14 protein-coding genes and 1 pseudogene are annotated in these 14,582 nt (G+C 67.4%); 6 read left to right on the top strand and 9 right to left on the bottom strand.

Features of this window, described 5'->3' with window-relative positions; genetic code table 11:
• The first annotated feature begins 977 nt into the window (after nucleotides 1-977).
• Nucleotides 978-1,772: an MBL fold metallo-hydrolase gene (locus tag ACZ7KI_RS12625; RefSeq protein ID WP_470273272.1), complete on the top strand. Its 795-nt coding sequence runs from the start codon at nucleotides 978-980 to the stop codon at nucleotides 1,770-1,772.
• Between the two features lie 50 nt (nucleotides 1,773-1,822).
• Here ACZ7KI_RS12625 and ACZ7KI_RS12630 read toward each other — a convergent pair whose 3' ends face one another.
• The gene (locus ACZ7KI_RS12630) at nucleotides 1,823-2,701 is read right to left on the bottom strand and encodes a LysR family transcriptional regulator (RefSeq protein ID WP_470273273.1); all 879 of its coding nucleotides are present in this window, start codon (nucleotides 2,699-2,701) and stop codon (nucleotides 1,823-1,825) included.
• A 90-nt stretch (nucleotides 2,702-2,791) separates the two neighbouring features.
• Between ACZ7KI_RS12630 and ACZ7KI_RS12635 the strand changes: the two genes are divergently transcribed.
• On the top strand, nucleotides 2,792-3,697 hold the full coding sequence (locus tag ACZ7KI_RS12635) for a zinc-binding dehydrogenase (RefSeq protein ID WP_470273274.1): 906 nt from the start codon (nucleotides 2,792-2,794) through the stop codon (nucleotides 3,695-3,697).
• A 648-nt stretch (nucleotides 3,698-4,345) separates the two neighbouring features.
• Here the strand turns inward: ACZ7KI_RS12635 and ACZ7KI_RS12640 are convergent.
• Nucleotides 4,346-5,165, bottom strand: a pseudogene (locus tag ACZ7KI_RS12640) (MFS transporter); the annotation flags it as partial.
• A gap of 250 nt (nucleotides 5,166-5,415) precedes the next feature.
• Here ACZ7KI_RS12640 and ACZ7KI_RS12645 point away from each other — a divergent pair.
• Nucleotides 5,416-6,387, top strand: a complete 972-nt coding sequence (locus tag ACZ7KI_RS12645) for an alpha/beta fold hydrolase (protein WP_470273275.1) — start codon at nucleotides 5,416-5,418, stop codon at nucleotides 6,385-6,387.
• Between the two features lie 334 nt (nucleotides 6,388-6,721).
• Here ACZ7KI_RS12645 and ACZ7KI_RS12650 read toward each other — a convergent pair whose 3' ends face one another.
• Complete coding sequence (locus ACZ7KI_RS12650) at nucleotides 6,722-7,543, bottom strand: SDR family NAD(P)-dependent oxidoreductase (protein WP_470273276.1); 822 nt, start codon at nucleotides 7,541-7,543, stop codon at nucleotides 6,722-6,724.
• 3 nt (nucleotides 7,544-7,546) lie between these two features.
• Nucleotides 7,547-8,140 carry a TetR/AcrR family transcriptional regulator gene (locus tag ACZ7KI_RS12655; protein ID WP_470273277.1) on the bottom strand — a complete coding sequence of 198 codons (594 nt, stop codon included), beginning with the start codon at nucleotides 8,138-8,140 and terminating at the stop codon, nucleotides 7,547-7,549.
• 88 nt (nucleotides 8,141-8,228) lie between these two features.
• Here ACZ7KI_RS12655 and ACZ7KI_RS12660 point away from each other — a divergent pair, with 88 nt between their 5' ends.
• From ACZ7KI_RS12660 to ACZ7KI_RS12670, 3 genes are all read left to right on the top strand, one after another.
• On the top strand, nucleotides 8,229-8,939 hold the full coding sequence (locus ACZ7KI_RS12660) for an SDR family oxidoreductase (protein WP_470273278.1): 711 nt from the start codon (nucleotides 8,229-8,231) through the stop codon (nucleotides 8,937-8,939).
• 166 nt (nucleotides 8,940-9,105) lie between these two features.
• Entirely contained in the window at nucleotides 9,106-9,363 is a 258-nt protein-coding gene (locus ACZ7KI_RS12665; RefSeq protein WP_470273279.1) for a hypothetical protein, read from the top strand.
• Nucleotides 9,364-9,533: 170 nt separating this feature from the next.
• A complete protein-coding gene (locus tag ACZ7KI_RS12670; protein WP_470273280.1) occupies nucleotides 9,534-9,977 on the top strand; it encodes a histone-like nucleoid-structuring protein Lsr2 in 444 nt (147 codons plus the stop codon).
• Nucleotides 9,978-10,704: 727 nt separating this feature from the next.
• Here the strand turns inward: ACZ7KI_RS12670 and ACZ7KI_RS12675 are convergent.
• From ACZ7KI_RS12675 to ACZ7KI_RS12695, 5 genes are read right to left on the bottom strand one after another with little or no spacing between them, the layout of a single operon-like run.
• Entirely contained in the window at nucleotides 10,705-11,892 is a 1,188-nt protein-coding gene (locus tag ACZ7KI_RS12675) for a PP2C family protein-serine/threonine phosphatase (protein WP_470273281.1), read from the bottom strand.
• Complete coding sequence (locus ACZ7KI_RS12680) at nucleotides 11,889-12,887, bottom strand: SpoIIE family protein phosphatase (RefSeq protein WP_470273282.1); 999 nt, start codon at nucleotides 12,885-12,887, stop codon at nucleotides 11,889-11,891. The genes ACZ7KI_RS12675 and ACZ7KI_RS12680 overlap by 4 nt, the downstream gene beginning before the upstream one ends.
• Nucleotides 12,884-13,309, bottom strand: coding sequence for an anti-sigma regulatory factor (locus ACZ7KI_RS12685; RefSeq protein ID WP_470273283.1), 426 nt, complete (start codon nucleotides 13,307-13,309; stop codon nucleotides 12,884-12,886). Before ACZ7KI_RS12685 ends, ACZ7KI_RS12680 begins: the two co-directional genes overlap by 4 nt.
• Nucleotides 13,299-13,697: an STAS domain-containing protein gene (locus ACZ7KI_RS12690; RefSeq protein ID WP_470273284.1), complete on the bottom strand. Its 399-nt coding sequence runs from the start codon at nucleotides 13,695-13,697 to the stop codon at nucleotides 13,299-13,301. Before ACZ7KI_RS12690 ends, ACZ7KI_RS12685 begins: the two co-directional genes overlap by 11 nt.
• Complete coding sequence (locus ACZ7KI_RS12695; RefSeq protein WP_470273285.1) at nucleotides 13,694-14,557, bottom strand: STAS domain-containing protein; 864 nt, start codon at nucleotides 14,555-14,557, stop codon at nucleotides 13,694-13,696. Before ACZ7KI_RS12695 ends, ACZ7KI_RS12690 begins: the two co-directional genes overlap by 4 nt.
• Nucleotides 14,558-14,582: the final 25 nt, after the last annotated feature.

Here is a 14,582-nt window from a genome sequence, read left to right on the forward strand (position 1 = left end):
CCGCCATCGACCCGAAGGAGTTCCGATGCGCGTTCATGCAAAACGGGCTGCGACCTTCGGCAGCGCACTTGTCGCCCTGCTGTGCGGTTCAGTACTGGCGGATACGACGGCTGTCGCATCCAGTCCTTCGACTGGGAGCGTCCCATTTTCATTCACTTTCGACATTCAATTCAGTGAGAACACCACCGATTTTAGATAGAATGCTTCCGGCCGGATATGCCTCAGTCTCAAGATGGCCGGAAGCTCCTATCCGGAATATTACAACCGCGACGTCATCGCGAAGTTGTGGCGACATGGCGCTGGTGGTGGGTATACCCAGGTCGGCCCGGCGGCGGCATATCGGGCCGACGGCTCGTATCGTGACCACTGCTGGTCGACGGCTGGCGAGCAAGTTCACCACATCGAGTTATACAAAGAATGGGGAGCGTTCGCGCGTGCGTGGGGTGATGGCCGCATAGAGTCCTAACGGGGCGAACCGTCGATCAATGCTCCGCGGGCTTTCGACATCCGAGTCGGAGTGGTCAGGCGAAGTCGCGGCCGAATAACGCGGCAGTCTCCCCTTCCGCAGGCGGAGATCAACCTGCCATCACACACCAGAATGCGCCGCCCTCGGTGCTCTCCCGGTCGCCACCGGCCGGACGCTCACCTGCGAAATTCTGGTTCGTCCGGACGAGACGGCAGGTCGGTCATTCGCATGTGAAGTGGTGCCAGCCGCTTTGTGTGCCGAATCATCCACCTGATGCGCAGCTTTACCCGATCGTAACGCGTAGAACTGTCGCATACGCACGATACGCGACGCGTAACGGATATGTATGCGGGACATGACCGCGCACCCCCTCGTCATCCGGCGAGCGCGCCGATCAACGGCCAGAGGTCCGCCTGGAGCTATGTGCAACTACCGACGCTATGCCACTCCACACATTATCCGGGGAGCCACCGCTTTCCCGGGATGCAAGCCGGGTTCGTATCATCCTGGGATGAGCAACGAGCTTTTTCGCTTTACGGTCCTCGGGAGCGCGACGCCGTACCCGAGTGCGGACAACCCGTGCTCGGGCTACCTGCTCTCGTACGGCGACACCCGGATCTGGGTGGACGCGGGCAGCGGGACGCTCGGTCCGCTTCAGCGCCACGTGCGGCTCGACGCACTCGACGCGATCTGGATCTCGCACTTGCACGCTGATCACAGCGCGGACCTGCTCACCGCGTACTACGGTTTTCTCTACGCCGACATTCGGCTGCCGGCCCCGATTCCCCTCTACGGCCCGGTGGGGATCGCCGATCGGTTGGCCGGTTTCCTCACCAACACTGCGACTCGGAGCCCGATCGAATCGGCGTTCGCGGTGACCGAGCTGCACGACGGGCACCAGGCGAGGGTCGGCTCGCTCCGGCTCACCAGCAGGGCCGTGGTGCACGGTGTGCCGGCCTTCGCCGTACGGATCGAGGCTGCGGGGAGGTCGCTGGTGTATTCCGGGGACACCGCGCCGTGCCAAGCCCTGACCGAACTGGCCGAGGGGTGTGACGTGCTGCTGTGCGAGGCCGAGAGCGACCAGGTATCGGCCGAGGGCGAGCGAGTGCACCACACGCCCGAGGATGCCGGCGGTACGGCCGCCGCGGCGAGGGCAGGCCAGTTGGTCGTCACGCACGTCGGCCGGTCCCTTACACCGGAGCACGCGGTGGCTCGTGCCTCGACCCGGTTCGACGGGCCAGTCAGCTACGCCGCACCCGGAGGGATCTACTCGATCGGCGAAACCACGACCGCGTCGGTGCGCTGATCGCAACAACTGTCCACATCGGTGACGGTCGGGCTCCCGTGGTTGTGTCGTCAGGTTGCTACTCGTGAGCATGCGTCCAGGAGCGCGCGCACGGCGGGGATGGGTGGGTTGGGCCGGACGGCCAGTGAGGTGACCGGTTCGGGTGCGGTGAGGGGGCGGAAGGCAACTCGGCGAACGGGGAGCAGGTCGGCGGTGGCTTGATACAGCACGGTCCACGATGGACTACTGCTGCCAATGGTGGCCAGGGTGTTCTGCAGATCGGTGAACGTCGTGCCGAGTACTGGGTCGAACCCGGCATCTCGGCACGCGTTGACGATCAGGTCGTAGAAGAGTGGGTTGTCCTCGCGAGGAACGAGCCGGAGCGGCATGTCTGCCAGATCTTGAAGCCGTACCACAGAGTTCGCGGCGAGGGGGTGCGTGGCCGGCAGGGCGACGGTGAGCGGATCGGTCCATACCGGCAGCAGTTCCAGGCCTGGTGCGTGATCGAGGATCCGAGTGAAGGCGGCGTCGAGCACGCCGTGTCGGACGGCGTCGAGGCGCTCGGGGAGTGGCGCTGCGTCGAGTCGGACGTCCAGCGCCGGAGTGGCGGCGGCGAGGTGATCCAGCAGCCGGTGCAGGCGCTCGCCCATGCCCTGGCTGGTGCCCAGCCGCAGGATGCCAACGGTACCCGCGGCGATGTCGGCCGCGATGCGGCCGATCCGGTCACCGGCGGCCAACGCCGCCCGCACTTCCGGTAGCAGCAGTTCCCCGGCCGCGGTGAGGGCGACGTGCCGGGTGGACCTGTCGAACAGCCGGACCGACAGCTCCCGTTCCAGCCTGGCGATCTGCTGGCTCACCGCGGCCGGGACGATGTGCAGCCGGTCTGCCGCTGCCGCGAACGTGCCCTCCTCCGTGACCGCGACGAAGTACCGCAACTGCCGGATCTCCACAGGTCGGCTCCGATCCTTCACAAGTCGTGAATACTGTCCGATATAACTGCCGCTGGTTGACCGGATGTTCCGCGACGTCTACTCGACAGCATGAAAGCACTGATCAATACCCCGCAGGGCCTGCTCACCCGAGACGTGGACGACCCCAGGCCATCGGTCAACCAGGCGCTCGTCGCGGTGCGCGCCTTCTCGGTCAACCGAGGTGAGCTTGCCCTGTTGCAGTCACGCACGCAGAACTGGGCGCCCGGACAGGACATCGCCGGTGTGGTTGTCGAGGCCGCGGCCGACGGAACGGGACCGCAGCCGGGCGACCGGATCGTCGCCCAGGTCGATCAGGCCGGTTGGGCAGAGCTCGCTGCTGTGGACACCGACCGGCTGACGGTCGTGCCCGATTCTGTCGACATCGAACGGGCGGCCGCGCTGCCGCTGGCCGGTCTCACCGCGTTGCGCACCCTGCGCATCGCCGGTGATCTGCTCGGCCGCCAGGTCCTGATCACGGGTGCCAACGGCGGCGTCGGTCGGTTTCAGATCGAACTCGCCGCCGCCCGTGGCGCCCGCGTGACTGCTGTCGCCTCAGCCTCCCGCGCCGAGGAACTCCGCGGCCTCGGGGCGGCCGACGTCGTGGCCACACCTGCAGATGCTGATGGGCTGTACGACCTGATCACCGAGTCCGTCGGTGGCCACTCGCTCGCCGAGTCGCTCGCCAAGGCCGCCCCCGGCGCCACGATCGTCCTGTTCGGCACCAGCAGCGGCGAGAAGACCCCGATCGACATCTACGATTTCATCGGGCACGAGGGCGTGAAGCTGGTCAGCTACCTGTCCTACGCCCACCCCGAGCCACCCGTGGCCGACCTCGTGCTACTCGTGGACCTGGTCGCACGGGGGAAGCTGCACCCCACCATCGGCCATATCGCCTCGTGGACACAGACGAACGACACGCTCACGGCACTCGATCACCGGAAGTTTCCGGGCAAGGCAGTGCTGACGATCCGATGACACCACACTGACCGGTCTGCGGCACGAACGGGGCGGCCGCTGGTGCGACCAGCGGTCGCCCAGACGCGGACACAAAGCGAAGAGCAACGGCGAGGACATCGCCGACGTCGAACAAGAACGTGAGGGTGACGGCACAGCCCGCGATGACCTGCGGGCACGGATCACCCGCGCCTGCCCGCCGCCGTGCGCGGTCGCTGCTGGGCTGTGTTGGCGCCCTCGTGTTGCTCGCGGCGTGGCAACTGTTCTCGCCGGACTACGTCGACCAGCTGAGCGCACCTCGACGGTCGATTCGGGCGGCGATCTTTCGTGGTACTCGCGCAACGAGGGGTCGCGATCGACCGGGAACGACTCGAGGTCGCCGAACACCTTCGCCGCGGCGTCACGGGCACCGTTGCGAGGTAGGACGAGGGCCACGTTCTGGCGCACCCGCCGCCAGGGCAGCAGCCGGTGCTCCTGGAAAGCGACCATCCGTTCGGCCGGGGCTTCGAGGTCAACGCCGTCCGGGTGTCGAGCCCGGCGAGCAGACGTAGCAACGTCGCCTTGCCGCAGCCGCTTTCGCCGCAGCACGGTCTGCAACTGTAAGGTCATCCCGAGCATCATGCCGAACGTGCAGAACGCCGAGATCATCATCGCCAAGAACGAGGCCCCGCTGACACGGTTGACCGCGACCCTCAGCGGCAACAGCGGACTGACGGCGCGGGACTGCCACCACACGAACGCGGCGAGTAGCGCGATCCCTGCGATCAGAGCCCCGATTGTCTCTCCGGAGCCCCATCCGCCCTCGCTCGCCACGGCGAGGCCGTAGGTCACCACACCCATGCCGAGTGTCACCAGTATCGCTCCCGGCACATCCGCCTTGACATCGGTGTGGCGCGGTGTGCCGGTGACGCAGAGCACCGTTCCCAGTATGACGATCACCGACATCGGGATGTTGACGAACATGCACCAGCGCCAGCTGAGATAGTCGGCGAGTAGTCCGCCGACCACGAGACCCGCCGCGCCGCCGGACATGGCGGTCGCCGCGTAGATGCCGACCGCCTTGGCCCGCTCGCGCGGCCCAGTGAACGTGGTGGTGATCAGCGCGAGTGCCGACGGCGCGATCAGAGCGGCGAATATCCCCTGCAATGCGCGGGAGCCAATGAACATCAGGCTGTTCTGGGCAGCGCCGCACGCCGCCGACACGACTGCGAAACCGATCACTCCGATCATGAGCGCGCTTGCGGCCGATCAAATCGCCTAGCCTGCCGCCCAGCAACAGCAACCCGCCAAAGGTCAGCGTATATGCCGTGACCGCCCAAGCGCGGTCGGAATTGCTCAGGCCGACATCCGCCTGCAGGGAGGGTAGCGCCACGGACACGATCGTCGAATCCAAAGTGATCATCAGTTGAGCCGCTGCGAGGGGCACGATCGCGAACTTTGCCCGGCGCCGCGCGCCGGAGATCGAGGTGTTGGGATTTGCCTTGGTCATAGCCAGCTTTCCTCAGAACCTGGGCGTATCCACGTGCCACGTGGAGCCGGTAGCCGGACGGGCTGGCAGCGAAGCTACAAGACCATTCCTCAGTATCCGCAACGATAGTGAGAGAGTTCGAGCGCCGGTCATGCGCGCAAATCGAATGCCGAGCACGAGAAGCTTAGCGGCGGTGCCTGCTCCATCGTGGTGCGTGTGGCAGGTCGCCCTTGGTGGGGCCAGCCCCAACGGGACAACGGGGGTGGCCCCGATGGTCTTCGTCTCGGTCGGCCGACAGGCTGGCCGCATGTCGAATTCTCATTCTCGCCGCGGCTTCATCAAGATGAGTGCCACGGCTGCCGTTGGTGTGGCATCTCTGGGTATTGCGGGCCCGGCATATGCTGCCGAGCTGCCGCGGATCACACCGCTGCGGATCCCCACTCCAGCCGGCACGTTCGACGCTGTCGCCGCCGGTCCGCGACATGGCCGGAAGGTGCTCTTGTTGCACGGCTTCCCCGAATTCGGTATCGAGTGGGACCATCAGTTGCGCGCGCTCGGCGCTGCCGGCTACCGGGCGGTGGCGCCCGACCAGCGGGGCTACTCGCCGGGCGTACGGCCTAGTGGGCTTGAGAACTACCAGTTGGACCATGCCGTTGGAGACGTTCTGGCGATGGCTGACGCCCTAGGCTGGCATAGGTTCGATCTGGTCGGGCACGACTGGGGTGCCGCGGTTGCCTGGATCGCTGCGGCGAAGTACGGACGCCGGGTGCGTTCGCTGACCGCTGTTTCGGTGCCGCATCTCGGTGCCTTCGCCGAGGCGCTGCGGACCGATCCCGTGCAGCAGGAGGCATCCAAGTACATGGAGTTCTTCCGGCAGCCCGCTCCGATCCCCGAGAACACGATTCTCGCATCGGGACCGCCTGAGCTGCCGGGCGTCGCGCCGGAAAAGTGTGCGGAGTACTTCCGGCGGCTTTCTCTCCCGGGGGCTCTGACCGCAGCGCTGAACTGGTACAGGGCCAACGATTTCGAAGGCTATGGGCAGCGCGTTGCGGTACCAACCCTCTTCATCGCGAGCACGAAGGACCCTATGGTCGCACTTTCGGGTATACAAGCGACGAAGAACTGGGTTACCGGACCATACCGGCTGGAGAACCTTGAGGGGATCGAGCACAACATCCCTGAACAAGCCGCCGAGACCACGACCGCTCTGCTCCTCACGCACCTCGCTTCGGTGTGTTCCTAGCAGTCCATGCGCACCAACAGTCACCTCCTCCCTGCGTTACACCATGCATCGATGAGGTCATGGTTTGCTCCTCTCGGCATCGAGTCCTTGATCCCGTCAGGCCAGGTTTTCTTTGAAGGCAACGACTCGTTGTTCAAGGTTCGGTGATGCGCTGGGCGAATGGTTGAACTCGCGCAACGACCTCGACCGGATCCACGTCGCCAGCCGGGACGTGGACGCCATCCTGGTGCCAACGGACCTGATCGACGACGACCGGGTCGACAACCTGTCGGAGGAGGTGCGACGCGGTCATGAGGTTGATGGCACCGACGGAGCGCCGTTGGATCTTCGAGGGTTACTCGGGGCGTTCGGTGAGTCTGGTGCTGAGGTCCCAGAGCTTCTGCTGGATCGTCGGATCGTAGGCGTCGGCGTGTGCCTTTGCGGCACGGGTGCGGTCGTAGAACTGTCCGGTCACCCCGTCGAGTTCGGTGGCCAGGATGAGGCGCAGGGTGGCCTGCAGGCCGGTTTCGAGGGAGTCGATGCTGTAACCGACTGATTCCAGGACCATCTTGGTCGGCATGTAGGTGGCCGGGTGCAGGCTGTTGACTGTGACCCGGTGTGGGTCGAGTTGGCGGGCGAGCGCGAAGCCGGTGGTGATCATGGCCAGTTTGGACTGGCCGTAGGCGCGCACGCCGGAGTACCCGTGTTCGAGGGTGGGGTCGTCGAAGTCGATCGGGGCCTGGCCGATCGAAGCGACGTTGACGATACGGGCGGGGGCGCCGCGGTCGAGCGGCGGCAGCAGGTGCCGGGTCAGCGCGAACGGGGCGAGATGGTTGACCGCGAAGCGGAGCTCGTGCCCGTCGACGGTGAGCCGGCGGTCGGTCCCGTCGGGTTCGCCGCCGCCGATGCCTGCGTTGTTGACCAGCACCGAGAGGTGGTCGGTGAACTCGGTGATCTCGTCCGCAAGGCGGTGCACTTGCGCCAGCTCGGAGAAGTCGGCCCGGATCGTGTGGATCGCAGCCGGGGCATCGGCCAGTGTGGTGGCCAGTTCGTCGAGCCGACTCTGGTCGCGTCCGTGGAGGATGAGCGTCGTCGCGGGCCGGTGTGCGAGGGCGCCGCTGAGTGCGCGGCCCAGCCCATCGGTCGCTCCGGTGATGACGATGGTGCGATCAGGCATGCGCTACTCCTCGCCGGGGTGTTCGTTCAGCAGTCGTCGGATGGCGGTGATGTCGTCTTGGCCGAGCAGGCGCTCGGTGGCGAGGACCCGGTACCAGATCAGGCCGAACACGAGGTCGGCGGCGAAGGCTGCCGTCAGGTGAGCGGGCTTGTCGCCGCGGACCGCGGCCCGATCGACGATGGTCTCGAGCGCGGCCCTGCGTTTCATCAGGAAGCCGTCCTGGAAGCGGCGCCGGAAGTCTGTGTCGCGCTGTGCCTCGGCCATCAAGGAGCGCAGGACGGGGACCACTCCTGGGAAGGCCATCAGAGCGGCGGAGTCACGCAGGAACGCGTCCAGCTCCGCGTCGAAGGAACCCTGGTCCGCGGTTGAGACCTTCAGATCTGCCTTGAGCGCCAACGCTTCGAGCAGGACGTCCGCCTTTGTGGGCCACCAGCGGTACACGGTCTGCTTGCCTGCCCCGGCGCGGGCGGCGATGCCCTCGATGGTGAGGTCCGGGAAGCCGACCTCGGTCGTGAGCTCGTAGGCCGCGGTGAGAATCGCGAGCCTTGTCTGCTCGCTCCGCTTGCGGCCGCGGGCGGGCGTCGTGGCATCGGTCATGTGGGCAGCCTAACTCATATCGAGACGTCGCGTCTTGAAATGGTGCTACGCTCATTCGAGACGTAACGTCTCGAAATAAGGAGTGAGCATGACAACCGCACTAGTGATCGGCGGCACCTCGGGGGTCGGCCTGGCGGTCGCCCGGCAACTCGCCGGCCGAGGACACACGGTCCACATCGCCGGACGAAACACGGAGCGGCTCAACCGGGCGACCGCGGCCATCGGCGGAGACGTCCACGGCCACGTTCTCGACGCCGCCGACGCCGAGGCGGCCGCCGCGCTCGCGGCGAAGATCGCCCCGATCCGCCATCTCGTCATCACCCTCGCCGGGAGGGGCGGCGCCGGCTCGCTCGGCGACTTGCCGCTCGAGGGCCTGCGGCAGGCGTTCGAGGAGAAGTATTGGCCCACCGTCACCGCGATCCAGGCCTCGCTCGCTCACCTCAGCGAGGACGCCTCGATCACCCTCGTCGGAGCCGTCACAGCGAGGGCCGCCCTGCCCGGTACGGCCGGCATCGGCTCGCTCAACGCCGCCGTCGAAGGGCTCGTCCAACCGCTCGCCGCCGAACTGGCGCCGATCCGGGTCAACGCCGTCTCACCGGGATACGTCGACACGCCCTGGTGGGACGGACTCGCCGCCGGGGACCGATCCGCGTTCTTCAAGCAGGCCGCCGACGCCTTGCCCACCAAGCGCATAGCCACCGCCCCGGATGTCGCCGAGGCCATCGTGCTGCTGGCCACCAATCCCAACATCACCGGAACCGTCATCGAAACAGACGGCGGCGCGCGCCTCACCGCCTGACACTTCTTCACCATTGTCCAGCCGCCGCACCGTCGTGACACGGGACGGCTTCGGCGGGCAGGTGATGGCCTGTATGCGGAACGGGGTCGCGAACCGCTGCTCGCGCCCCCGTTCTGCGCCGCCTCAAGGAGTCTGCTCGTGACGCACGCCAACGCACCTCTATCCAGTGAAGAACGGCGACGAGGCGTGGGCGGTGACGATCGAGGCGTTGCCTCTCCGGACGTCGGTCACGGGCGAGGTGATCGGGCGGCAGCGGTTCGGTGTGTTCGTGCGGATCGATGGTGTGCCCGACGCGGTCGGCTTGGCCGAGGTGACGGCGATGCCGGGCGATGTGTCACTCCTGGCTGTCGGAGACACGCTCGTCGGCGAGATCGTGGGGCATGCCGCCCATGATCATCAGGTCAGGATCCGGCTCGTCAGGTAGCCCGAACCGTAAGCGGGTATCGGTACGCGAGGACCGCGGTATCACCGGTTGACCGGCTTTGCCTTCTACGACGGTGATGTCCTATTGCGACGGTGGTGAGATGCGTGGTTAGGCTGCGGGAGTTCGGTGGCGCGTAGGGGCGTCGCACGATTCGGTGAAAGGCTGTGCGGATGGCTCAGAAGGTCAGTGTCGAGATCATCGATGACCTCGATGGCGGTGAAGCGACGCAGACGGTGCCCTTCGCTCTCGACGGTGTGCAGTACGAGATCGACCTCTCCGACAAGAACGCACAGGCGCTGCGAGGCGAGTTGGAGCGTTACGTCGCCGCGGGTACCCGTACGGGCGGGCGCAAGCTGAGGGTCGCGGCCGGTCAGTCCACGGCTGGACAGGCCCGTGCCGCGACGTCCACGGATCGTGAGCGTAACCAGCAGGTCCGGGCGTGGGCGTCGGCGAACGGCTACGCGATCGCCGACCGTGGGCGGATCCCGAACGAGATCTATGAAGCGTTCGACAGCGCCGGGTCGGTCGATGACGTGGAACCGGAACCCGTCGAGGAGACACCGGCGAAACCGGTCCGCAAACGCGCGCCACGGAAGAAGAAGACCGACAGCTGACAATTCCCCCAGCGCCCTCGGCCCCGGGCCCGGCGCGGCTCCAGCACCGGGCACAACCAGATCCTGAGCGGGCCGGCTGGGCCGAAGGCGACAGCACTGTGACTGCTGTCGGCTTCGGCCTGGCTCTACGCGGTGATCGGCAGTGGCGCGGATCTGCTCCGCTCGTTATGCGCCGATCAAGCCGGCCTAGGGCTCTGGATGCCCGCGACCGCTTCTGAGGTTCGCGGTACCTTCTCGCGATTCCCCTCCAGGCGCCCAGTTGCGTGATGGATCGTCACCGCGAAGTTGAGGTCCACAGGGAAGTTGCACTGTTCGCCGGTCACGTCGGAGCCGCGGTTCCCGTTTACTGCTCCCTTCGGTTTGGTTGTCCTCGCGCTGATCATGAGGTCGGATCGAACCTTAGGGCATCGATTCGGCGAATTCTCGTTCTGTGGTGTTGGCGTGCGGAAGTGGGGTCGGTGGCGTCCTTGTTTGGGGCCCAGACGGGTTTTTGAGCTTCCCCCGTTGTCCGGTCATCTCAGGTGAGGTGTCCGGACAACGGGGGGAAGCTCAGCCGGGGTCGGCGCGCGTAGGCCAGTGGTCTCGGGTGATGTGGCGGGGTGGTCAGTGGAAATGAGGTTCTGGTCGGTTGGGTTTGGCGCGGTGTCGTTTGAGTAACCTGCGACCGGCGAAAGCAAACTCTATTGCCGACGTGCCCTGTCCGGCCGCTGTCGAAAGTCATTATCTGTCAAGGATTTCGTTCTTTTCGTCGGATCGCGATGACGACGGTGTCGTCGGCGTGCAGGACGACATCGTGCATTTTCGCGGCGAGGATGCCGGGGATCGCCGCTGTGGGTTCTCCGGCGTGACGTTGTGCGATGGTCAGCAGCCGGACTTCGCCCTCTTGGTGGTTCTTGCGGCTTTCGATCAGTCCGTCGGTGTAGAGGAGGACCAGATCGCCTGGGGCGAGGGTGCGGTGGAGCAGGCTTCCGGTGCCGGGATCGGGGAATCCGACGCCCCTGCCGACGTGGGATGGCACCAGGAGTTCGGTGTCGCCCGTGGCGGTGACCAGCACCGGGCGGGGGTGGCTGCCGTTGGCGAACGTGATGTCGCCGGTCGCCGGGTCGAGCCGGGCCAGTAGCACGGTCGCCATGAGGTCGGGTTCGATGGTCGCCAGGGTGCGGGCGGCGCGGCCGATCAGGTCCGGGAAGGGGTGACCTTCCAGAGCCAGGGTGCGGATGGCGTGGGTGACGGTCAGTGCGTGCCGGGTCGAGGTGACGCCGTGGCCGACGGCGTCGACGAGGGTGATGTGCACGTTCCCGTCGGGTAGGACGAACCAGTCGTAGAGGTCGCCGCCGGTGGGGGAGTCCGGCTCGCTGGGCGCGTAGTGCACGGCGAGGTCTAAGTCGTCCACGTGTGGTGGTGGCGGGCGCAGTGCGTCTTCGAGTTCGCGGAAGATCACCGCGTGGGCTTGGCGGAGTTGTTCGTCTCGTTCCTCGAGTTCGACGTACATGGCGAGCACGCCGCTGTTGGTTTCGGCGAGTTCGTGTTTGAGTTCTCGCTGTTCCTGGGTGACCGTGTCGGCGCGGGCGATCAGGGCCAGCATTTCCTCGCGGGTGGCCAGTTCGTCGTCCGCGGGTACGGTTGCCGCGTCCTGGACGGCGGGGAGGTGCCAGGTCAGGGTCGCGCTGTCCCCGGCGTCGGGCAGCAAAGGCAGGGCGTTGCGGTGATCTTGCCCGACCGGGCTGGGCAACCGGAGAGTGATGGCCAGCCTGCCGTTACCCGCGTAGGTCGAGAGCTCGGGTGGCTGCCCCGCGTGCTCGGCGAGCAGGGTTATCGCGAGGACCAGTTTGGCGCGGTCGTCGGCGGTGACTCCGGCGGCGGCGCAGGCTTCGCGAACGCGGTGGCGGAGCCGGTCGGTGGGGGAGTGCGTCATGCCGTGCCTGTCCCGGAGCCGATCGCGATCAGGGTGGCGTCGTCGAGGGGATCGCGGTGCCGGTGGGCGAGGTCGGCGGCGAGCAGGGCCGGGGCCGGAAGCGGGCCGAGGGACGCGGCGCCGCGCCAGCCGGTGCCGATTCCGTCGGTGTGCAGGACCACGAGGTGGTGTTCGGGCAGCTCCACGGTCCGGACGTGGGCGTCCGGCAGGGTGAAGCCGACGATGCCGGGCATGCTGAGCAGCGGGCGGCTCTGCCCTGGGGCCAGCACCAGGCCGCTGATGTTCCCGGCGCCGCAGAATTCGAGTCGGCCACCGGAGATCCGGGCCAGTGCGACGGCGGCGCCGCGGGTCTGCCGCAGCGACCTATGCATCGCGGTGAGATGGTCCCGGAGCGGGCGTCCCGGGTTGCGGCGGAAGAGATCGATCGCGGTCTCCGCCGCGTCGGCGGCCTCGGGGCCGTGGCCGAGGCCGTCCACGACGGCGATGGTCCTGGCACCGGGCAGGGTGGCGAGCGCCAGGCCGTCACCGCACCGGCCTTCACCCTCGCACGCCAGGCGCACATGCGCGACAGGCGCCGCGTTGGTGCCCGTGACCAGTGTTCGTGCCGCCGCGACGGTGCCCGAGCGCGCCGCAGACTGGATCCGGAACTCGGTGGCCAGCCTGCCGACAGCACCGAGGCCGGTGCCCAGCGTCGCGGTCGTGCTGTGGCCATCGATGCGCCAGTACTCCAGATCGGCCATCCCCGGACCGGAATCCGCGGCGTAGATGTCCACACCGGCCCCGGCGAGCGAGCGATGGATGAAGACCGTGCCATCGGTGGCGTGCTTGTCGATATTGCCCGCCAGCTCGGAGGCGATGACGGCCGCGCGTTCGGCCAGCACCTCGGGCAGCCCCGTCTCTCCGGCGACCTCCCGTGCGACGCGCGCCGCCGTGTACACCGCGCTGATGTGGTCGATGCGGATCTGGCAGGTGAGATCCGCGACGGTGACGGTCATGGTTTCCAGCGCACGATCGTGACCGCAGTGCCCTTGCCAGGTGCGGTGTCGAGGGTGAACTCGTCGACGAGCCGCCGGGTGCCGCCGAGTCCGTGCCCAAGCCCGGCGCCGGTGGAGAAGCCGTCGGCCATGGCCTGGTCGACGTCGGCGATGCCGGGCCCTTCGTCGCGAACGGACAACTTCAGTCCCACTCGTCCCCGGCCGTCTCGCACGGTGGCGATCGTCATGGTTCCGCCACCACCGTGGATGTAGGCGTTGCGGACCAGTTCGCTGGCGGCGGTGACGAGCTTGGTCTGGTCGACGATCGAGAAACCGGCCGCGACCGCGTCGGCCCGTACCGCGTGGCGGGCGCTGAGCAGATCTTCCTCGGCGCGGACGGAGTGTTCGCGCGGCCCCTGGTCGGTCAGTTCGTCAGGAAGCATGAGGCGCCTCTTCGGCGGCCCCGGTGGGACGGCGCCACCCCAGCAGTTCCATGGCCTGTTCGGCGTTGAGGGCGGTCTGGACGCCGGTGAGCTGCAGGCCGAGTTCGGACAGGGTGATCGCGACCGCCGGGCGCATGCCGGCGACGATCATCCGCGCGCCGAGCAGGCGCCCGGTGGCGGCCAGCTGCATCAGCACCCGTGCGACGAAGGAGTCGATGATCTCCAGCCGGGAGATGTCGAGGATGACGCCGCGGATCCCCTCGTCGGCGATCCGGGTGGTGAGCTCGTCGGTGAACCGCAACGCGGTCGTGTCGTCCAGATCCGCCAGCAGCCCACTGATCAGGATGTCCCCGAGCCGCAGGATCGGCAGCCCCGCCTGCGCGGTCACCCGGTCACCGCGCCGGTGCGGTCGCCGAGCAGCTCCAGCGCGGTGGCGAGGGCGTCGGCCAGCGAGCCGCGGGTGACGATGTGCGAGAGGTCGATGCCGAGCTGGGTGATGGTCTGCGCGATCGACGGGCGGACGCCACTGATCAGGCATTCGGCGCCCATGAGCCGCACCGCGCTCACCGTCTGCAGCAGATGCTGCGCCACCGCGGTGTCCACAGTAGACACGCCGGTGATGTCGATGATCGCCACGCGGGCCTCGTGGGTCTGGATCGACTCCAGGAGGCTCTGCATCACGACCTGGGTGCGGGCGCTGTCGAGTGTGCCGATCAGGGGCACGGCCAGCACCTGCCGCCACAGCCGCACCACGGGGGTGGACAGTTCCAGCATCTGCTGGTGCTGGCGGCGGATGATCTCCTCGCGCCCTTCGACGTAGACGGAGAAGGTGAGCAGGCCTGCCGCGTCCAGGAGCTGGTTGACCATCAGGGAGGCCTGGTAGCGGACCGCGGGGTCCTCGCTGCGGCGTTCGAGCGCGGCCATGGTCGTGCGTTTCAGCGCGAGGATCGCCGTGGCCGTGACGGTGGGCGCGGCACCGGCGCGAGCGCGCCGTTCGGAGAGTCCACGCAGGGCGGAGTTGACCGCCTGGTCGCGTTCGATGATCTGGGTCAGCGGCAGCTCGGTGTCGAGCGCGTCGCCGAGTGCTCCCAGCAGCTCGGTGGCCTCGCGCCGCAGTGCGGATTCGTCGAGCGGGGCCGACGAGCCGGTCGACTGCCATTGGACCCAATCGTCGGCGAGCCCGTCTCGATCCTCACCGAAGGTCTGCGACAGCAGGTCCCGGACGGCGGAGTCGTCCGTCCTCAGCACGGAGACCTCCCAGGGATTCCAGGTC

The sequence above is a fragment of the Amycolatopsis sp. NPDC039088 genome, from assembly GCF_055598845.1.